Origin of the sequence: Trueperella pecoris (assembly GCF_014926385.1) — a bacterium.
Lineage (GTDB): Bacteria > Actinomycetota > Actinomycetes > Actinomycetales > Actinomycetaceae > Trueperella > Trueperella pecoris.
Genome location: NZ_CP053291.1, coordinates 1130653 through 1151464, shown reverse-complemented (window position 1 = coordinate 1151464; position 20812 = coordinate 1130653). Strand labels below are relative to the sequence as shown.

General features: G+C 59.1%; 16 protein-coding genes. 7 read left to right on the top strand and 9 right to left on the bottom strand.

Annotation, left to right across the window (positions count from 1 at the left end):
• Nucleotides 1–375: 375 nt before the first annotated feature.
• The 5 genes from HLG82_RS05465 to HLG82_RS05445 form a co-directional block, all read right to left on the bottom strand.
• Complete coding sequence (locus HLG82_RS05465; RefSeq protein WP_193325884.1) at nt 376–3780, bottom strand: family 20 glycosylhydrolase; 3405 nt, start codon at nt 3778–3780, stop codon at nt 376–378.
• 186 nt (nt 3781–3966) lie between these two features.
• Nucleotides 3967–6144 carry a LamG-like jellyroll fold domain-containing protein gene (locus tag HLG82_RS05460; protein ID WP_193325883.1) on the bottom strand — a complete coding sequence of 726 codons (2178 nt, stop codon included), beginning with the start codon at nt 6142–6144 and terminating at the stop codon, nt 3967–3969.
• Between the two features lie 257 nt (nt 6145–6401).
• A complete protein-coding gene (glnA, locus tag HLG82_RS05455; RefSeq protein WP_193325882.1) occupies nt 6402–7820 on the bottom strand; it encodes a type I glutamate--ammonia ligase in 1419 nt (472 codons plus the stop codon).
• Nucleotides 7821–7941: 121 nt separating this feature from the next.
• Nucleotides 7942–8640, bottom strand: a complete 699-nt coding sequence (locus HLG82_RS05450) for a DUF4191 domain-containing protein (RefSeq protein ID WP_193325881.1) — start codon at nt 8638–8640, stop codon at nt 7942–7944.
• A gap of 70 nt (nt 8641–8710) precedes the next feature.
• Complete coding sequence (locus HLG82_RS05445; protein ID WP_193325880.1) at nt 8711–9907, bottom strand: MFS transporter; 1197 nt, start codon at nt 9905–9907, stop codon at nt 8711–8713.
• A 94-nt stretch (nt 9908–10001) separates the two neighbouring features.
• Here HLG82_RS05445 and HLG82_RS05440 point away from each other — a divergent pair, with 94 nt between their 5' ends.
• Nucleotides 10002–10436: a hypothetical protein gene (locus tag HLG82_RS05440; RefSeq protein WP_193327667.1), complete on the top strand. Its 435-nt coding sequence runs from the start codon at nt 10002–10004 to the stop codon at nt 10434–10436.
• A gap of 106 nt (nt 10437–10542) precedes the next feature.
• Here the strand turns inward: HLG82_RS05440 and sucB are convergent, their stop codons facing one another.
• Both sucB and lpdA read right to left on the bottom strand, forming a co-directional pair.
• Nucleotides 10543–12228, bottom strand: a complete 1686-nt coding sequence (gene sucB / locus HLG82_RS05435) for a 2-oxoglutarate dehydrogenase, E2 component, dihydrolipoamide succinyltransferase (protein WP_193327666.1) — start codon at nt 12226–12228, stop codon at nt 10543–10545.
• Between the two features lie 19 nt (nt 12229–12247).
• Nucleotides 12248–13621: a dihydrolipoyl dehydrogenase gene (lpdA, locus tag HLG82_RS05430; RefSeq protein ID WP_193327665.1), complete on the bottom strand. Its 1374-nt coding sequence runs from the start codon at nt 13619–13621 to the stop codon at nt 12248–12250.
• A gap of 220 nt (nt 13622–13841) precedes the next feature.
• Here lpdA and HLG82_RS05425 point away from each other — a divergent pair, with 220 nt between their 5' ends.
• Entirely contained in the window at nt 13842–14084 is a 243-nt protein-coding gene (locus tag HLG82_RS05425) for an oxidoreductase (RefSeq protein ID WP_255313948.1), read from the top strand.
• A gap of 4 nt (nt 14085–14088) precedes the next feature.
• Here HLG82_RS05425 and HLG82_RS05420 read toward each other — a convergent pair whose 3' ends face one another.
• Complete coding sequence (locus HLG82_RS05420; protein ID WP_193327663.1) at nt 14089–15486, bottom strand: leucyl aminopeptidase; 1398 nt, start codon at nt 15484–15486, stop codon at nt 14089–14091.
• A gap of 113 nt (nt 15487–15599) precedes the next feature.
• Between HLG82_RS05420 and HLG82_RS05415 the strand changes: the two genes are divergently transcribed.
• Nucleotides 15600–16037: a hypothetical protein gene (locus tag HLG82_RS05415; RefSeq protein ID WP_193327662.1), complete on the top strand. Its 438-nt coding sequence runs from the start codon at nt 15600–15602 to the stop codon at nt 16035–16037.
• Here HLG82_RS05415 and HLG82_RS05410 read toward each other — a convergent pair whose 3' ends face one another.
• Nucleotides 16038–16703 carry a DUF3043 domain-containing protein gene (locus tag HLG82_RS05410; RefSeq protein ID WP_193327661.1) on the bottom strand — a complete coding sequence of 222 codons (666 nt, stop codon included), beginning with the start codon at nt 16701–16703 and terminating at the stop codon, nt 16038–16040. It lies immediately after the preceding gene.
• 108 nt (nt 16704–16811) lie between these two features.
• Here HLG82_RS05410 and HLG82_RS05405 point away from each other — a divergent pair, with 108 nt between their 5' ends.
• From HLG82_RS05405 to HLG82_RS05390, 4 genes are all read left to right on the top strand, one after another.
• Entirely contained in the window at nt 16812–18155 is a 1344-nt protein-coding gene (locus HLG82_RS05405; protein WP_193327660.1) for a dipeptidase, read from the top strand.
• Nucleotides 18155–19264, top strand: coding sequence for a hypothetical protein (locus tag HLG82_RS05400; protein WP_193327659.1), 1110 nt, complete (start codon nt 18155–18157; stop codon nt 19262–19264). The genes HLG82_RS05405 and HLG82_RS05400 overlap by 1 nt, the downstream gene beginning before the upstream one ends.
• Before the next feature lie 132 nt (nt 19265–19396).
• Complete coding sequence (gene erpA / locus HLG82_RS05395; protein ID WP_193327658.1) at nt 19397–19741, top strand: iron-sulfur cluster insertion protein ErpA; 345 nt, start codon at nt 19397–19399, stop codon at nt 19739–19741.
• A gap of 39 nt (nt 19742–19780) precedes the next feature.
• On the top strand, nt 19781–20779 hold the full coding sequence (locus HLG82_RS05390; protein ID WP_193327657.1) for an FKBP-type peptidyl-prolyl cis-trans isomerase: 999 nt from the start codon (nt 19781–19783) through the stop codon (nt 20777–20779).
• The last annotated feature ends 33 nt before the right edge of the window (nt 20780–20812 follow it).

Genomic DNA, 20812 nt, shown 5'->3' with positions numbered 1-20812 from the left:
ATATGCGGAAACAAACGACCGTCAGGCCGGTACCGACCTAGGAAGGAATCACCTCGGAACATGTCTGTAATGAGTCACGAATTCACACGGACAATCTTCTGATCAAGCTACCGACGTGGGCTAGGCGGTACCGGCCGCACCATCGGAGGACGGACAAATCCTGAGAAAGACAAACCTGTCAAACGCTTCAAGAGTCACACCACACGACAGTCACGGCCAATACCAATCCTGCCAGCCAATCCCAGACCAGCCACCACAAGACTTACAGACGCTTCACCTGGACCTAAAAACCTAGGGCACTCCAGCACTCCAATAAAACAGTGGTGGCTAGGAAAATCCTAGCCACCACTCAACTCAGTGGATGATCTGTCAGCGTTACTTCTTGGCGCGACGGTTAAGGATCATTAATCCTGAACCGAGAACAAGAATTCCGGCCATGATTGCAGAAAGTGCTCCAATGGTGATACCTGTTTTGCTCAATTCTTTAACAACACGAGTTTCAGGTGTTGCCTGTAGGGCATCTTTACTAGCAGGTGTAGGAGTTGGCTTTGCTTCAGGTGCTGGCTTCTCTGGAGTTGGCTTTGCTTCAGGTGCTGGCTTCTCTGGAGTTGGCTTTGCTTCAGGTGCTGGCTTCTCTGGAGTTGGCTTTGCTTCAGGTGCTGGCTTCTCTGGAGTTGGCTTTGCTTCAGGTGCTGGCTTCTCTGGAGTTGGCTTTGCTTCAGGTGCTGGCTTCTCTGGAGTTGGCTTTGCTTCAGGTGCTGGCTTCTCTGGAGTCACTACTGGGTTGTCTTTTGGCTGTTCAGGATCAACTAGCTCAACAGCAGGGACCTTAGAGGAAACACAAATGCTTGCAGCAGATGTGTATGGGGGATTTGCCTGATCCAAACTACGGTGGTTTGAAAGGATTTCAAGTTTGACGAACTTTGCCTTTGTTCCTGCTGGGAAAGATGCACGCTGCCAATCAGCGTTATTTTCCCAGGCGCCTTGTGCAACAGGCTCGCCCCAAGCAGCCTTATCATCGGCCTTTGCGTTGGTATCCGAAACGTAAACCTTGTAGTTTTCAATACGTCCGTTTGGCTTTCCTTGGCGTGGAAGATACTCAACAGAGAGCATGTCGTTAACGACGGTGTCCTTGGTCAAAGCCTTTGTTGGATTGAAAATTAACCAGTGTGGTGGTTCTGGCGATTTAGACTTCCATTCCGTGTGCCAGTAGGTATCTGGATTGTTGTCAAAAGCTGCCGTGGCAACGCCGTTTGGACGTGGTTCACCGCTGGTTTCTTCTGAATCAGTTGAAATATCCTCAAAGCCTTCGCATACGCGTGGTCCGAGAGTTGCAGAAAGAGCTACCTCAGTGGTGAGGGTCTTTCCCTCAATATGCCATGTAAGAGTTGCTACACCGTCGGTTGCTGTTGTGTTAACGACGTTGAATACAACCTTTGCACTCTTTCCCTTTGGAATAGCTTGAAGATTTACTTCGGCAGGTAGAGCTTTCCAGCCTTCTGGTACTGCAATGTTGACTTTAGAAGCTTCGGCATTCTTTGTTCCAAGAGCAGACACTGTGGCAGTGATCTTTCCTGGGATGCTTGGGTTGAGATCGCTCAACTTGGTGACGTCTGTGGAAATACCAAGTTCTTGCGTGATAGAGAACAAAGCGTTGCTCTTGAATGCGCTGGTTGACTTCCCATCCACAGTGACGAGATCGCGTGGGAACTGTGCAAGTTTGCCCTTAGCGATCTTGTTTCCGGATCGAGAAAGTGTTGCGTTGAGAAGTTTTTCGTCCGTCTTTACTTTTTCAGCGGAAACACCCTGAATGTCAACATGCTTTTCTTCTCCAGTTGCAATTGCTAAGTACTGAAGTGTGAGAGCGTTGCGAAGAGTTATGGCACTATCCTTAGCCTGAACTTGCCATTTTTGGGTGTTACGAGCTTCTGCAGCGTCACGACCAGTAACCCAGGTGCGATTCATATCTGCACAGTCACGGAGGTTTGGTTGAGCACCGACTTCGGTGACAACTTTCAAATGCTTCGATCCTGTGTCAAGAGCTAAGCATTTACCGGATGCTGTGTCTTCGATTTGGTAGTAATCGTCATTGGTTGGCGTGAACTTCCATGGTCCCTTGCCGAGTGTGGCGAGCTCAGGAATTGTGTATGTTCCTGCTGGAAGATCGGTTGATGGCATTGCTGATCGAATGTATGGATCGCCAATTGAGACTGCAGCAGCCTTCATATCTTTCCATGTATCCCAGTGGTAAGAGCCGCTCCATGTCATCTGGGAAATGAAACGTAGGGATGACCAAACTTCTTTCGCTACTTCGTTTTCTGTTTGGTAGGTGGATTCATCTGGCCAGATTGAAATTTTCGCACCAGTGAGGTTTTTATGTTCGGGATCAATTTGTACGTTGCCAGGGAAACTGCCAACGTTCCACTTCTTGGCGTTGTAAGTGGTTTCAATCTTGGCATCGTCGAATTTGTAACCAGGATTTTGACGTGAGAAGTAAAGAAGATCATTTGCATTCATGACCTTGTAACCGCGATCGAATAATTGGTTTGGTTTCAAACCTTCAGTGAACCAGTATTCAACGATAATGTCTTTATCTAGAGTTACTGCTTGAGTTTCTTGAACACCGTCATTCCAAATGCGGAGCTGCTTCTTTCCTCCACCAGGAGCATCCTTACTTTTAACATGAGTGTTAATCTCATTTAGAAAATGAATGAATGCATCTTTACCAGTAGCATTTGGGTTTTTAGTTACTTCTTTTGCGTATGTAGCTAGTTGTGGAAAGTCTTGATAAGGTGAGCGTTCACCGATCATGTACTCATCAGCACCCATATGCCAGTACTTGGTGTCAAAAGATTGATCGTATTCATCGATCAAATCTTTGTAAAGCTTACGTGCTTCCGGGTTAGAAATATCCAGGAGGCTTGGACGGTATTCGCCTTTCTTATATCCTTCTTGACGAACCAATTGGTATTGAGGTGAGTTTTCAATCCAGATTTCCATATGACCAGGGGAGTTGATCTCAGGAATAACATCAATGTTGTACTCGCGTGCCTTAGCAACAAACTTCTTAACATCTTCAGGTGTGTAGTAGCTCCAGGTTTGAGTATCTGGGTACTTATCAGACTTCACCTTCATTTCAAGAAGAAGGTAATTCAAGCGAAGATCGGCCATATCGTCAAGGAAACGATCAATCCACTCTGTAGAAATATTAATCTGGCAAGCACATAACGTTGCGCCACGCTCATGGTACTTTGGCTTCGAAATAACGCTTCCAGCAGGAAGAGTTAACTTCGCATCTCCACGATCAGACTGACGTAAAAGTTGAGAAACAGAACGTGTGCCATAGAAAACACCAGCATCGGTAGCTGCTGTAACAACTAAACCTTTGTCGCCAATGGTCAGTTCGAAACCTTCATCGCCTAAAGCTGCTTTTCGTGTTTCGTCACGTGTAAGAACAACATCTTTGGCTGTTCCTTGCCCCGTTGCTGCTGGAACTTTATCGCCAAGAAAAGCAGTAAGTTCCGTGGACAACATGTTAGCGCGCTTCTTCAAATCTTCTGAAGAAACAACACGAGCACCCTTACCAAGGCTCCAGGTGCCTTGAGCCGGTTTAAAGTTATCTAAGCTTGGAATGGTATCTGGCAATTTAATTGTTGAAGCGGAAGCATGGTAGCCGCCTGGTGCAACATCTGGTTCAGCAGATGCTACAGAAGTTGCAAATGCGCTGAAAATAAGTGACATAGCGCCAATTGCTCCTAAGAACCAACGTCGTTTCTTCATAGAAAACTCCTATTAGTGAATGGAAATGATGCAACATATGCGTCATATCTGAAGTGTCGTGGAGAGGAGAAAAGTGGTAAAAACTCCTTTCTAAAAGGCCGTGTTGCGTATCCGACGGCGGAGAGCCTAGCGAGATGCTCCCCGGAAGATGGAACCAACTTCCGGGGCGCACGTCAGAGATGTCGGTTAGTTGCTACGACGCCGAAGCACGAGCGTTCCGCCTGCCAGCAGCAGCGCTGCGGCGCCGATCGACAGGCCTGCGACACCCGCGCCTGTGGCGGGGAGGGTAGGCTTCGCGGGCGCTGGCTTCTCCGGAGTCGGTGTTGTGGTCGGCGACGGGGCAGGAGCCGGCTTCACCGCGACGACCTTGCCCTCGAGCCGGTCAGACGACGTCGAGGTGCCGCCTTCGACCGTCCCGGTAACAACGGTCTTGGGCGCCGGTGCGATGTCGAGGCCGTTCGCCTGCTCCACGTCCCACAGGCGGAACTTTGCCTGCTTGATGTAGGACAGGTCGGTGGTCACGTTGTACTGGCCCTTGCTGGGGTCCAGCCAACTACGTGAAAAATCCTTGTCCCAGTGACCATAGGAGACAATGATGAATGTGCCATCCTCGCGCGTCACGATGCCAGAGTACCCGGTGTCGCCGCCGTAGCGGTTATTCGACCAGTCACGCTCGAGCAGGATGCGGTACTGGCCCGCTTCTTGGTTCATCAGCTGATCGTAGGTGCCGACCCAAGCGACCCAGTTTCCGGCCTTCCAGTCGTTTTCTCCGTCGTGGCGGCCATTCTTGTTGAGGTCGTAGCGGATTTCACGCATGGGGACAACTACGCGGCCGGAAGCCGGATCGTACGTGGGCTTGTGGCGCTCGCCGGCCAACGACCCTGGTAGCTCGACGGGCTTGGACCACGTCTTTCCCTCATTATCGGAATAGATCATCGTGGCACGATGGCTGTGCGACTGGCTACGGGCGAGACCGACAATGCGCTTTCCGTCGGGCGAGCGGAACATGCCGATTTCGCACATCTTGTATGTTTCTTCGATGTTCCTGTGCTCGGCGAGGTAAGGCTCAGGATCGGACCACTTTTCGACCCCATTCTCGAAGGTCAGGTAAGTCTTGAAATTGACGAACTTGTAGTTGTGGTAGACACCCATCCACTTGGGGATGAGGTTGCCGTTGTCATCCTTGAGCTGCACGAGCGAGGCCATGGCGACGATGGCGTCGTTATCTGCGTTGTCCCACGTGCGCTTCGAATGGAAGTGGCTGTACTCGGTCCACGTTTCGCCGTTGTCGTCGGAGTAGGAGGTGTTCCACCCATACTTGTGGCCGGCCTTGTCCGTTCCCCAACCGGGATTGGCCGTGATGAGCATGAGGCGCTCCGTGCCGTCGGGGAGGTTGAGCTTGTACAGGGTCGGCGTCTCCTGAGACCCCGCCCACGACGCCGGAATATCCTTCTTCTCGGTCCATGTCGCGCCGTCGTCGTCGGAGGTCATCATGATGAGCGGGCCCTTGCCATGCCCCTCGGGGAAGGCAGCGATAAGGCGACCCGTGTTCGTCCGGATCATATCTGGCTGGCCAAGATATTGACGCTTGCCGCCCGGTTCGCGCATGACCGTGGACAGGTGCTTGTCGGCTAGTTTGTACTCGGCAACGGTGTTGTTCCAGGGGAGAGCCGGGGTGACGGCGTCGGGAGCCTTCTTGCCCGAAAGCTCCTTGACCTGGTCGGCGGTGAGAACTGAATCAAAGACCTTGACCTCGTCGATGTCGCCGGTGAAGCCCGTACCGCCAATGAGGTCGAGGGGCACGAGCGTGCGGTGCGTCTTCGTCCATGCGTTCGTCTCCGTCAGAGCGCCGTCGACATACATGGACAAGCCGGCGTCCTTCGATTGCGTCCACGTGACGTGATGCCAGGTGGCAGCGTCAAAGGTGTGCTTGAACGTCAAGACGTCTCCGCCGCCCTTGCCCACGTGGAAGCCGGCGGAACGATCTGCGGCCATTTTCAGATCAAAAGAAAAGTCCTTATTCTTGTCCATCAACACCGAAACCCGATCGGCCGGAACCTCATCGGTTCGGACCCAATAGGACACGGTCCACGGATCAGACTCGCCCAGCTCATGGGCGGCAGTAAAGGACATGCCCTTGCCGTCAACAACGCGCAGGGCATTGCCTTCAACGCCCTTTGCGAAGGAATAGTCGCCTGCGTCCGCGTTGCGCGAACCTGTGCTATCCGAACCGTCTGACATATCGAAACTGTAGTGATGGATGGGGGTGGGAAGCTCGCCGAGGGGAGCCGATGTTGCCGTGGTTGGCACCACGACGAAGAGAGCAGTCGCAAAAGCTAGACCTGCCCGAGAGCGTATATGCATGGTTTCTCCATATCGGTAATTCCATCGCAACCGCCAATTCGCAACACTGAGAACTGGTAGCCAAAGCCATGGGCCTCGGACTAGGTGATGTCGTCCTACGATGGATCCAACGCCGTGAATTTATCAGATGTCTCATGAGGTGCGCGACAGGTTTTCGATCATTGGTGTCATCCCAATGTGGCGTACGCCGGCAGGAGAAGAGACAGTTGTGGGGGTGGAATAACTCCCACCCCCACAACGAGCGCTAACGCGATTGACTACAGGTCGTAGTACAGCGTGAATTCGTAGGGGTGCGGGCGCTGGCGGAGCGGCTCGATTTCCTTCTCGCGCTTGTAAGCGATCCAGGTTTCGATGATGTCCTCGTCGAAGACACCGCCCTCGGTGAGGTAATCGTGATCGGCCTCAAGGGCGCGAAGCGCATCCTCCAGAGATTCGGGCAACTTCTCGATATCCGCGTGCTCCTCGGGTGGAAGTTCGTAAAGGTCCTTGTCGATCGGTGCGGGCGGCTCAATGCGGTTGCGAATGCCATCCAGGCCGGCCATGAGCTGTGCGGCGAACGCCAGGTACGGGTTCGAGGAGGCGTCTGGAGTGCGGTACTCGATGCGCTTAGCCTTCGCTGACGAGCCTGTCACGGGAATTCGTGTGCACGCCGAACGGTTGCGGGCCGAGTACACGAGGTTCACGGGCGCCTCGAAACCGGGGACGAGGCGGTGGAAGGAATTGATCGATGGGTTGGTGAACGCCAGCAGCGAAGGAGCGTGTGCAAGCAACCCGCCGATGTACCAGCGTGCGAGGTCCGACAGGCCGCCGTAGCCCCGCTCGTCGTGGAACAGCGGCTGGCCATCCTTCCACAGCGACTGGTGGCAGTGCATGCCCGAACCGGCGTCGCCGAACAGGGGCTTGGGCATAAAGGTTGCCGTCTTGCCGGCCTCGATCGCCGTGTTCTTGATGATGTATTTAAACTTCATGACGTCGTCGGCCGCCGCGAGGAGGGTGTCGAACTTGTAGTTGATCTCCTGCTGGCCCACACCAACCTCGTGATGTGCACGCTCGATCTGCAGTCCGACCTGCTGGCACTTCGCCGTCATCTCGTCACGAAGGTCGGCCATCTGATCGTTGGGGGAGACGGGGAAGTAACCGCCCTTCATCCGATTCTTGTAGCCAAGATTGGGGCCCTCGTCGTTATCCGTGTTCCACCACGCCTCGCGCGAATCGATCGAGTAGCCCACCTTGTTGGGCGTATCGTTGTAGCGGATATCGTCGAAGATATAGAACTCGGCCTCGGCTCCGAAGAAGACGGTGTCTGCAATGCCGCTGGCACGCAGGTGTTCCTCGGCGCGCTTGGCGATATTGCGCGGGTCGCGCGAGTAGGGCTCCCCGGTGAAGGGGTCGACGACGAAAAAGTTCATCACCAGGGTCTTGAGCTTGCGGAACGGGTCGACGTAAGCGGTCGACAGATCGGGCATGAGTTTCATGTCAGATTCGTGAATCTTGGTGAAGCCGCGGATCGACGAGCCGTCAAACATCAGGCCCTGATTCAGCGAGTCCTCGTCGAAGGCCGCGATCGGGATGGAGAAGTGTTGCATGACGCCCGGAAGGTCGCAGAAACGAACGTCAACGAACTCTACGCCCTCCTCAACCAGAAACTTGTTTGCCTCATCAACACTGGTAAACACGCGGTACTCCTGTCCGATAGATCAGCAAGCTATTTAGCTCACCTGAAAATTATTCTACGGACACGGGCCTATGAAAAAGGGACACGGCCAACATGTGGCCGTGTCCCTTCCAACACTTTCCTTACCGCCCGCGCATCGCGCGACGATCCGGGCGAGCGTTGAGTGGGTCAATTCCCTTAGGGATAGGCAACGCGTTGGTCTGGATCGCATTCATGCGGGCGGTCACGGCAGCGACTTCTTCGTGTGAGATCGCCTTGGGCAGCTTCTTCAGGGCTCGCTCAAGTTTGATCAGCGGAGTTTGGTTTTCGCCATGACCGACCTTAATAACCTCGACGGGGACCGACGGCGCCACCCGCTTGATAGCCTTCTTTTCGTCGGAGATCAGTTTGTTGACGCGGTCTGCAGGACCTTCTGCGACGAGGACGATGCCCGGGCGGCCGATCACGCGGAAGAGCATGTCTTGCGTACGAGCGTTGAAGCGCACCGGCTCCTGCTCGATGACCCAGCCGCGCTTGATCTGCCCGAGCACGGCGGCAGCGGCACCCGGCATGCCGTCAATTTGTGCATAGGATGCGCGCCTGACCAGCTGGGTCAGGACGAGCAGAGCGAAAGTAACGCCGAGCAAAATTCCAAGCGGGATCCACACAAACCAGAATTTGGTGATCAGGCCGCCGATAACGCCGAGGATGAGCCCCGCAGCGAGCGCTCCGATCAGTGCCCAGATCGTCCACGGATAGGAGTTCTTTGACACCCGGTAGGCGTCAGCCAGATAGCTCCACCAACGCTTCTTCTTGGGCTTGTTCTTCTTGTCGCTTGCCATCGCACTTCCTTGTTTAGATGATTCACCAGAAGTTTAGTTGATCAAGTGGACTTGCTCAAAGATTGGCGCGTCAGCTGTAGGTACGTTCGTCGGCGCGCCCGATGGTTGCCGAGACGATCATGATCCCGACGCCGAAGATAGCGGCCGACCAAAAGCCGTAGGACACGTTCGTCTCCAGGAGCTGTCCGACGACGGCGGACGCGCCAGCCACGCCCAGCACGTTGGCGGAGACGATCGTGGTGTTAGCGACGCCGTCCCCGCCGCGTGGCGCCCAGCGTCCGGCGAGCGTAAAGATTGACACACCAACTGGGCCGATGAAGCTTCCGGCGATCAGGAGGAGGAAGGCGAGAGCAACGGCGTTGGTGGCGAGAATGCAGGCAGCCGCTCCCAGGAAGAGCCCGGCGCCGCCCCAAAACACGCGCGTGTTGAAACTGAGGCGTTCGGGAAGGGCGACCGCGATGAGTGCGGTGACGGCGGCGGATAGGCCGAGCGCGGAATAGATCAGTCCGCCCAAGCCTGCCATGTTGTGGGCCCGGGCGAAGGCGGTCACCGTGGTCTGCATGGCGCCGAAGAACATTCCCATGAACACCATGGCCAAAAGTGGCATGCGTACCCGCCGCAAAACGAGAGGGAATGACGGGCTGGGCTCACCGGCGTCGTTCGCGGGTCCGCGCGCGTATCGCGAGAGCGCGAAGGGGATCACGCAGGTTGCGATAAGCCCGGCGGCGACGAGGAGGGGAGCACCGGGGGTGATCGCCGCCGCAAGAATGCCCACGGCAGCCGGGCCAAGCACGAAGATGAGCTCGTCGTTGACGGTCTCCCACGACATCGCCGCGGGTAGTTGGCGTGGGGAGGCGAGGGGATACCAACGGATGCGGGAGAGAGGGCCGATGGGCGACGTCGTCATGCCGACGACGGCCGACGTCGCTACGAGGGCAAGAAGAGGAGGATTGTGGGGCGCGAGCCACACGAGGAACACGAGCGCACCAACATTGAGGGGAGCGATGGCAAGGAGGGGGCGGCGCTGGCCAAAACGGTCCGTGAGTCGGCCGATCACCACGTTGCCCACGCCATTGGCAATCGCTAACGACGCCGAACAGTAGGCAGCAACGGAAACGGAGCCGGTCTCGGAAACGATCAGCGTCAGAACGCCAATGATGATCATGGCCGTGGGCAGGCGACCAAGAAACGAGATGGCCATGTGCGTGTAACCGACCAAGCTCGGTAGCTCGCGGTAGCCACCAAAAGAAGACCTAAAGTTGCTCATTCGGCCAGTCTAATCTGGGGAAGTGAAGTCCGAAGGGGAGGGTGCTTGTGGAAAAGCCCATCGTTCGTTGGACGAAATGTGATGCCCTAGAAGCATGGACGTTCAAGCATGGAAGGCGTGGCTGATGGCGTTTGCGGCCATCATGGGATTCGCTGCGGGACTTGCAAATGACAGGACCGATTGGAAGGCGTACGCGCAACAGCTGGTCAACACCCGAAACGAGGCCCTGGTCAGCGGAGATTGGGAAACACTTGCGGCTTTGACCATTGAGGAATCCGCTGCGCGGGCGGAAGATGCCCGCCTGATCGAGTGGATGAAACGGAATGACGTCAATGTTGAGGCCGTCTCCACGCAGATCGTCTCGGTGGATGTCGTGTCTCGTCGTGGCCCGGTGCTTGACGTCGTCTCCCACCAGCGCGGAGCCTACCTAGCGGGAGACGAGGGGAGCCACACAGGCGATCGCCTGTGCCGACGGTGGTATCTCAACGAAGGCCGTCTCGAGGAAATCCGACCCTGCCAGGACGAGTGAACACGCATGGGCTAGACGTGCCGTTGTTATGGGTCTGGGCCAACCCCAAAAAGGTGGCTGGGAACGCCACTCAGCGTTCCCAGCCACCTTTACCTGTGAGGCGAAATTAGAGGACTTCGTTACCGAAGTCGCCCTCTTCGAGGCGGAACTTCACATCACGCAGGTAACGCGATGCCGCGGCGCCGTCGATGATGCGGTGATCGTAGGAGATCGACAGGAAGCACTTCGAGCGAATCGAAATCACTTCGTTGCCGTCCTGATCCTTGACCACGCCAGGCGCCTTGAAGATGGCGCCGGTGCCCATGATGGCCACATTCGGCTGGTTGATGATCGGCGTATCGAAGATGGCGCCGGCCGAACCAGTGTTTGTGATGGTGAAGGTGGATCCGCTGAGCTCGTCACCCTTGATCTTACCCTCACGCGTGCGAGCGGCGAGATCCGCGATCTGCTTCGCGATACCGGAGATATTGAGATCGCCAGCGTTCTTGATCACCGGAACGAAGAGGCCACGCTCGGTATCCACGGCAATGCCGACGTGTTCGGCGTCGTGGTACACGATCTCATTGCCCTCGACTGAGGAATTGATGATCGGGTGAGCCTTGAGCGCCTCGGTTGCAGCCTGGACGAAGAAGGGCAGGTAGGTGAGGTTCACGCCCTCGCGAGCACGGAAGCTTTCCTTCGCACGCGCGCGCAGGTTGACGATGCGGGTGACATCGACTTCCATGACGGTGGTCAGCTGGGCCGATACCTGCAAAGACTCGACCATGTGCTTGGCAATAGCCTTGCGCACGCCCGTCATCTTCTGGCGGGTGCCACGCAGTGACGCGGCCTCCTTGGCCTTCTCGGCGATCTGCGACTTGACGTTTCCAGCAGGCGCAGCGGTCGGGGCGGCGGGTGCCGGCGCAGCGGCCGGAGCCGACGTTGCAGCAGCAGTCTTCGCGGCCTCGGCGGCGGCTTCGACGTCCTGGCGACGAATACGGCCGCCCACGCCAGTGCCGGAGATCGAATCGAGATCGACTCCGAGCTCCCTAGCGAGCTTGCGAACGATGGGGGTCACGTAGGCGGACTTGCCATCGGCCGGGGCAGCGGCAGGTGCCGGCGCGGCGGGAGCGGCCTTGGGCGCCTCAGCCTTCGCCTCCTCCTTGGGTGCCTCAGCCTTAGGCTCTTCGGCCTTCGGCTCCTCAGCCGGAGCCTCGGCAGGCATCTCGCCGCCGATAACGGCGAGAACAGTGCCTACTCCGACCGTTTCGTCCTCGCTGACCTTGATCTCGGTCAGTACTCCCGAAGCGGGAGCAGGAACCTCAGTATCGACCTTGTCGGTGGAGACCTCGACGATCGGCTCGTCTTCCTCAACCTCATCGCCGACCTGCTTGAGCCACGTCGTCACAGTTCCCTCGTCAACAGATTCGCCAAGTGCGGGCATCTTGACCTCGACCCCGCCGGTGGAACCGCCGGACTTCGGGGCCTCGGCCTTCGGCTCCTCCTTGGGTGCCTCGACCTTCGGCTCCTCCTGCGGCTCCTCAGCTACAGACTCTTCGGCCGCAGCTGCACCAGAGCCGTCGCCGATGTAGCCGAGGACGGTGCCGACCGACACGGTCTCGTCCTCTCCAACCTCGATCGACTCAAGCACGCCGGAGGCGGGAGCGGGGACCTCGGTGTCCACCTTGTCAGTAGAAACTTCGAGGACGGGTTCGTCGGCTTCAACCGTGTCGCCAACGTTCTTCAGCCACGTCGTAACCGTGCCCTCATCGACGGACTCGCCCAGTGCGGGCATCTTAATAGGTTCAGACATCTTGTCTTTCTCTCCTAGGTCAGTTGTGGGTGTGGAGTGGCTTGCCGGCGAGTGCGAGGATCGCCTCGCCAACGGACTCGTTCTGGGTGGGGTGAGCGTGGATCAAGCCGTCAAAGTCCTCGGGGTAGGATTCCCAAGCAACCATGAGCATGCCCTCGCCGACCTGCTCGCCCATGCGGGCGCCGATGGAATGGAAGCCCACGATCGGGCCATCCTTCTCACGAACCAGCTTAACGAAGCCGGTGGTGCCAAGCATCTGAGACTTACCGTTACCAGCAAGATTGAAGGTGGAAGTCTCCACGTTCTCCTTGCCGAATTTCTCCTCGGCCTTTTTCTGGGAAAGTCCCACCGACGCGATCTCCGGGTTGGAGAAGGTCACCTTGGGGATGTTGTCCTCGTTCGGGACGGCTGGGTTGTTTCCAGCGATCTCGTCGGCAACGAAGAGGCCCTGAAGGAAGCCGCGGTGAGCTAGCTGGACGCCAGGAACGATGTCACCAACGGCGTAAATGTTGCCCACACCAGTGTGGAGACGCTCGTTGGTAATCACGAAACCACGATCGAGCGTGATGCCCTGCTCCTCGTAGCCGAGGTTGGCCGTGGATGGGCCACGGCCGATGGCGATGAGCAGGTATTCCGCATCGTACTGCTTGCCATCCTGCGTGAAGACATGGACGCCGCTTTCGTCCTCCTCCACGCGGTCGAACATCGTCTTCGTCTTGAAGGCAATCTTGCGCTTACGGAACGAGCGCTCGAGCATCTTCGACACGTCCTCGTCCTCGTTAGGAACGAGGTGGTCGAGGCCCTCGATGATGGTGACGTCGGCGCCGTACGAGCTCCACACGGAGGCGAACTCGCAACCGATGACGCCGCCGCCGAGCACGATCACGGAGCCCGGAACCGTGTCCATCGTCAGCGCCTTGTCCGAGGTGATCACACGATCGGTGATGGTCTGACCGATGGTCTTGGAGTAGGAGCCGCTCGCGAGGACGATGTTCTTGCCCTTAATGCGCTCGCCGTTGACCTCCACCGTGTCCTGTGCGACCAGGCGACCCCAGCCCGAGATTGTCTCAACGCCGGAGGCGTTGACCAGGCCGGTCAGACCCTTGAACATTTTCTCGACGACGCCGTTCTTGTAAGCGTTGAGCGCAGCCATATCGATGCCCTCGAAGCTACCCTTCACGCCGATCGACGGGCCTTCGCGCATCTCGTCAGCGACCTCAGCAGCGTGCAGGAGCGCCTTCGTCGGAATACATCCGCGGTGCAGACACGTGCCACCCACCTTATCGCCTTCAATGAGCGCGACCGACATGCCGAGCTGCGCGGACCTAAGAGCACAGGCGTATCCTCCGGAGCCCGCGCCGAGAATCACTACGTCGTATTCCTTTTCAGTCACTTACCTCTCCCTCGAGATCAAGGAGGACTGGATGTTCCAGACCTATTCAAGATAAGTATTCCACGTTGTTTTCAACTTTTCTTCCTCTTCCACTGTTTCTTCCGGAGGAGGTCAGTCACGGCCCTGGGTGGGATAAACTGGCCTAATGGCTCTATTTTCAAGGAAAAAGTCTCTAGGACCAGTGTCCCAGAGGCGTGCGAAAAAGGACACACTCGCGCATTTGGCCGAATTTGTTCACACTCGGCAAGGCGTGTCGGCATACTTCGAGGCGGCCACGTCTCGTGCGCCGAGCGCCATCGTGCTCGTCGCCTACGACGGCGAATGGACACGACGCAAAATCCCCAGCCTCAACGACGCCGTAGAGGTCGCCGATGAGCTGGGGATCAAGCTCTATGATGTCGCCCGGAGCGGCTATCCGCGTGCCATGCGCGAATGGTCAATCAAGCACGGCACACAACGCTAGCAGCCTAGTTCTCCAACGCCGCGAGGAGCGTGCGCACCATGACGCCGGTGGCGCCCTTGGGCATCACGCCATAGGGCTTGCCGCGATTGAAGGACGGGCCCGCGATGTCTACGTGGGCCCAGTTGGGGGCGCTGACGAATTCCTTGAGGAACAGTCCGGCCACCAACATTCCACCGAATCGCGATCCGGAATTCTTCATGTCCGCCACGTCGGAGTCCAATGACTCGCGCAGGTGCTCGGGCAGGGGCATGTGCCAAGCCGGTTCGCCCACGCCAGCGGCGAGTTCGGTGAGTTCCTTGGCATAGTCGCTTCCCATGATGCCGGTGGTGCGCTCGCCGAGCGCAACCATCTGGGCGCCCGTCAGCGTGGCGATGTCGATGATCGTCTCAGAGCCTTCGGCAGAGGCCATGAGGAGCCCGTCGGCCATGACGAGGCGGCCCTCGGCGTCGGTGTTGTTGATTTCCACCGACACGCCGTTGCGGTAGGTGATGACGTCGTCGGGGTGTCCCGCGATGCCGGAAACCATGTTCTCGGCGATACACAGCCAGCCAACAACCTTGCGTTGCACGCCGAGACGCGCCGCCGCGACGATGGTCTGCAAGACGGTGGCAGCGCCACCCATGTCGGTCTTCATCTCGGTCATGGCCGTGGACGGCTTGAGCGAGTAGCCGCCGGTGTCGAAGGTGATGCCCTTTCCGACGAGCGCAATCGTCTCTCCCTGGGCACCCTCCGGAGCCCACTCGATACGAACGAGACGGGGGAGATTCTTCGATCCGCGGCCGACGTGGATGATGCCCGCGGCGTTAATCTCCTCGAGCTCCTCCTCACGATAGATGCGCACCGAACAGCCCGCCGCGCTGGCCTCGTCCTGCGCGATCTGCGCAAGCACTTCGGGATAGAGCTCGTTGGGAGCGAGGTTGACAAGATCGCGGACGCGGTTAGTCGCCTCGGCAAGGATTTCGCCGCGCGTGACGGCGGCGTCGTCGTCGACAGGAAGGACAAGCGTGCCAAGCGGGGCCTTCTTCGGCGCCTTGTATTCGTCAAACACGTAGGAGCCGAGGAGGCCGCCTTCGACGGCGTCGGCGACGTCGGTGACCTGCGAGGCAACAACGAGCGTGTCGATACCACACGCCGCGCGGGCGAGCTCGCCGAAGGCTTCACGCGTGGTCGTCTTCTCATCACGAACGACGACGAACACGAGCTTGGACTCGTCCGCCGGATTGACCAGGCGCGTCACGCCCGTGCCGGCACCGAGCGTCGTCAACGCACGCACGACGCTGTCGGTGAAGGCCGCGTCGGAAACCAACGTATCGAGGGAGAAAGTATCGTCAGCCTTGGTCGCAAAGAGTGCGAGGTGACGGGAGAGATCCTGATTAAATTGCTGGGAAATGATTTCAGTCATTACCCCAGTATAAGGGGGGAGGCATGAGGCAGGCGATTTCTCACCGGGCGTCATGCCCCAGTATTCCAACAGCAAGGGTAAGGTAAATTCAGCATTAGACATCAGGAGGACCCGTGAGCCAGAAGCTAACCGATACGCGTACGCGTGCCCATGGATGGCCATCCGTGCTCATCGCTTTGCTCGGCGGCGGTGCCCTCATCTTCCTGTGGCGCTCAGTCATTTCCACGCAAATCGCGGTGGGCGCAGGTAGTTACGGTGTTGCCGTGACCTCGGTGGCAGCCGCGGCAGTGTGGCTCATCGGCTTCGCGGGTGTGAAGCACAACGGGCGGCGCATGCGCTACATCGCCTTTGTGGCGTGGACGGTCAACGTCCTCATGCCGCTCCTATCCTTCTTCATCTCCGGTTCTTTGGCGCGAACCAACCCTTGGTTCGCGGCGGGCGAGACCTACTATTACCTGCCAACGATCGGGTCTATCGCTGCCTTGGCTTGGCTCGTGTGGTCACGCCCCGCCGCAATGGCTGCGCGGCAGCTCGAAGAGTCCAAGAAGTAACTAGGACTTGCTCGCCCGGGCCGCCTTGAGGTCCTCCCGCGAACCGCCCTTGGGGAATTCGCCGCGAGCCACCTGCGGGGAGGGCAGGCGCCAGCGACGCAGATAAAAGGCGCGCCCAAGCATTTGGAAGAAGAAGCCCGAGGGCACCTCGCCAAAGCGGTGAATAGCAAGCTTCTTCGCACGCCGCGCGACGAAGATCGCGTGGGCAAGCATGAGAAGGAAAACTACGTACATCGCCCACACCGCCGGGATGACGATCTGGGGGAATTTCGCCTGGAAGAACATCATCGGCAGGAGCAAGATTGCCACGGGCATAAAGAATGCCGAGATCGGCGCGGCGGCATCAATGTAGTCCCGCCCGAAGGCCCGGATCGGGCCCTTGTGCTGGGAGGGCATGTTGCGCTGATCGCCGGTGCGCATGGCCTGCTGCTGGCGATTGTAAAGCTCGTTGGAGCGGGCCCGATCCTCCGCTTTGCGCTGGCGCTTTTCTTCCTTCGTTAGCGACTTCACGTCCGACACGAGGGGGCGGCGATTGCGTGCCTCCACGTCCTTGCGGCGCGGGGTAGGGGCGCCCTTCGAGGCGGTGCGCCCCTTGGGCATATCGCGCCCTTCGTGGTTGGCGCGCGAGGAGTTCTCCACTTCCGAGGTCTTCTTTGATCCGAACACGGTTATCCTTTTTGATTGTGAGCTGTTGGGCATCAGTGTAATAGCTAGGTCCGACAATCACGGAATGCACGCGGATAATCATGCCATCGTGTGCGGTAGGCTGGGACCATGACGTACCAGGATGTTATTTCTTCAGTAGACCAGCGCATGTCGAGGACGACCGCCGATCTCATCGAGCTTGTCGCGATTCCCTCTGTATCGGCGGACTCGTTTGACCAGTCCACCCTCGTTGAATCCGCCCAATGGGTGGCGCAGCGAGCACGGGCCCTAGGCTTGGACACGCAGGTCGTCCAGCTTGAGACGGCTTCCGGGAAGAAGGGCCGCCCGGCCATTCTGGCCACCCGGCCGGCCGAACCGGGCAAGCCGACGGTCGTTCTTTACGCTCACCATGATGTCCAGCCCGTGGGAGACCTCGAGCTGTGGGACACCGATCCGTTCGTCGCCACCGAACGCGACGGCCGCCTCTACGGCCGTGGAACCGGTGACGACAAGGCCGGCGTCGTTGCCCACCTCGCCGCCATCGAGGCCGCTCGGCCAGGGGTCGGCATCACCCTCTTCATTGAGGGAGAAGAAGAGGTCGGTTCGCCGACGTTCGTCGATTTCCTTCAGGCCTATCGTGAGGAGCTCAACGGCGACGTCATCGTTGTCGCCGATTCGAACAACTGGAAGGTGGGAACGCCGTCGCTGACCACCTCCCTGCGTGGCGTCACGCAGCTGTCCGTGACCGTCAGCGTTCTTGACCACGCGCTCCACTCCGGCATGTATGGCGGCCCGGTCCTCGATTCCGTCACGCTCGCCGCTCGCCTCATCTCCACACTTCACGACGAGCGCGGGAACGTTGCCGTCAAGGGGTTGCTGTCGAAGGACGAAACCGACGTCGATTACCCCGAAGCGGACTTCCGCAGGGACGCGGGCCTGCTGGACGGCGTTGAACTTGCCGGCGAAGGCTCGATTACGTCGCGCATGTGGACCAAGCCCGCCATCGCGGTTACCGCCATGGACGTCACCCCGGTCAAGCTCACCTCGAACACCATCTCGCCCTCGACGACCTTCGTCCTGTCGATGCGCGTCACCCCGGGCCAGGACTCCGGCGAGGCGGCCAACATGCTGATCGAGCACCTTCAGGCTAACGCCCCCTTCGGCGCTCACGTCGAGTGCGTTATCAACGAGCGCGGCCCGGCCTTCGCCGCGGGCGAGCCCACGGAGATCTCGACCATGATGGAATGGGCGCTCGAGCAGGCGTGGGGCACCCCGTCCGTCGAGATTGGTGTTGGCGGATCCATTCCGTTCATCGCCGATCTGGCCGAGGCTTTCCCCTCGGCACAGATCCTCGTGACGGGCATCGAAGACCCCGACACCCGCGCACACTCCGCTAACGAGTCCCTGCACTTGGCAGATTGGCGCAACGCTATCGTCGCCGAGGCACTTCTGTTGACTCGCCTCGGAGAATAATGCGCATAGCTCTCATCAGCTCGGCCTTGCCCGGCCTCGGCCCACTGGACGTGGGTGCGTTGGCGGCGGGCGCCTGGCGCGAGGCTCGGCCGGGCGACGACGTCGCCGTCGTCCCGACCTCGGAAGGCCAGCCCGTGGCGCACATCGGCACTGGGCTCGAGGACGTCGTACGCTTCCGTGCCGAGGCTGCCGACACGATCGACGTCCCGGGCGGCAGGCGCTACGTCGTGGCGGGGGCTAGGGCCGTGATCGACCTTGCGGAGATCATGGCGTGGGATGGCCGGGGAGAGCCGATCGGATCGACGGCTTTCCTTGCCTCCGACATATCGATGCTCATCGACCGCGGCGTCACCGACCTTCACCTCCACCTTCCGCAGCTGATGAAGCCCACGGATCTCGGACTCGGGCTTCTCGGCGGGCTCGCCGGGCAGGAGGTCTCCTTCGACGACGAGCCCGGCGACCTCGGGCAGATTCTGCACGACGCGCGGTCTGCCGTTCGTGGCCTGTCCCTGACGGCGACCTACTCCGCCGGCCTGCCGCTGCTCGGCGTCGACGGGATGGCTCGCCGGTGGGCAGCGCTCGGCTACGAGGCTGCGCGCGCCCAGGAGATTGAGAAGAAGGCTGGCGCGTGGGTCCACGAGTTCGAGCGTGCGGCACGGCACTCGACCCGGCGCTCTCTGCTTGCCGGAGGTAGTGACGCAGACTCGCGTGCAGGGTATGCCGGGCCGGGCGGAGGACTGGGCATGACGGCGTCATTGCTTGGGGCCACGACGCGCCTCATCGGCGACATCTTGGTCGCATCGCGCGTGGGGGAGGAGGCCGACCTCATCGTTTACGTGTGCGACTCGATCGGGGTGGACCTGCCCAGCGGGTTGCACGCGGCCGTCCGATGCGGACAAGAGCTCGGCGTGCCCGTGGTTCTGCTCACCGACAGTGCGGGAATGCGCAAGGGAGAAATGCCGCGCCTCGGGCTGAACGGCGCCTATGAGCTTCGCCCGCAACGGGCGTTCCTTGACGAGGACGACGACCCGGCAAGCCTTGCGCTACTGCCACAACTCCTGACCCAGGCCACGCGGAAGGTCGCCACAACGTGGGGATGGGATGGCTAAAGCGGGCGGAATAATATTCGGCCCGTGCGTGTTGGATAATTGCCGATCTGTGTCCAGTTTGGCGTGAACAAAATAGAGAGCCGCGGCTCGAACCGGTAGTGTGAGACCGGTACACAAACTATGGAGGTTTACATGAGCGAATCGCTCGCAACCCACGGCGTGACCCTGACTGAGGTTGCCGCCGCTAAGGTCAAGTCGCTTCTGGAGCAGGAGGGCCGTGACGACCTTCGCCTGCGCATCGCCGTACAGCCCGGCGGCTGTTCCGGCCTGATGTACCAGCTCTACTTTGACGAGCGCATGTTTGAAGACGACGCCGTCGCGGAGTTTGACGGCGTTGAGGTGCTTGTGGACGCCAAGTCTGCACCCTACCTCGATGGTGCAACCATCGACTTCGCCGACTCGATCGAGCGTCAGGGCTTTACGATCGATAATCCGCAGGCCCAAGGCACGTGTGCCTGTGGAGAGTCGTTCCACTGATCGTTTCGCGGCCGCGGTGGCCGCATGTGAGGAGAAATAATGCGCGTTCTTGCCAGCATCGCGGCGCTTGCGCTCACGTTGAGCGTGGCGGCCTGTAGCTCGGATGGGCCGGATTCATCGCCAACTACGTCCGCAAACGGTACATCCTCGGTAGCGCCGAGCATGTCCGGGGAGGGCATGCCCACCCTGAATACCTCGGGTGAGTTCCCGACACTTTCCTTCCCATACGCCAAGGCCCCCCAGGGGCTCCAAGTCGACGTTCTCGAGAAGGGCGAGGGCCGCGAGATCGCGGCTACCGACATGGTGGTTGCCCACTACGTCGGCCAAGTCTGGGGAAAGGAAGAGCCCTTTGACGCCTCCTTTAAGCGTGGCGGGCCCGCAGCGTTCTCGCTGTCGCGGGTCATCAAGGGCTGGACTGACGGCCTCGCTGGACAGACCGTTGGCTCGAAGGTGATTCTTTCCATTCCTGCCGAGCTTGGCTACGGGCCGGCGGGCGGAAATCCGAGCGCGGGAATTGGCGAGACGGACACGATCGCGTTCTATGTCGAGCTCGTTGATGCTTACGGCGTGGATCAGGCTGGCGACCCCAACGCGACCCCGCAGGCCAATCTCGCCGACCTCCCCATTGAGATCACCGGCGATCTTGGCGCTCCGATCAAGGTTAAGGTCAAGGATGGTGCGGCCCAGCCCTCGGGCGAACCCGTGGTGACGATCATCGCGCGTGGCAACGGCGCTCCCGTGGGCGGCAAGGGTACGACCATCTACGACCAGTACGCCATGTCTGTCTGGGACAACTCGGCCAGCGAAGTTACTTACGCAACCTTCGGGCCGCAGTCTCAGACCATCGGCACGGGTAGCTTCTTCGACGCGTTGGAAGGGATCCCGCTGGGATCTCGCGTGCTCGTTGAAGTGCCGGCCTCGGACGGCGGTGAGGGAGAGGTGACCGCGCCAGCTTATGCGGTCGTCATTGATTTGCTTGGTCAGATCATGCCTCCGGCTAACGCGACGCCGACGCCGTCGGCTGAAGAATCCAAGTAGCAAGCATACAAAAGTGGGGCTCGTGCGAGCCCC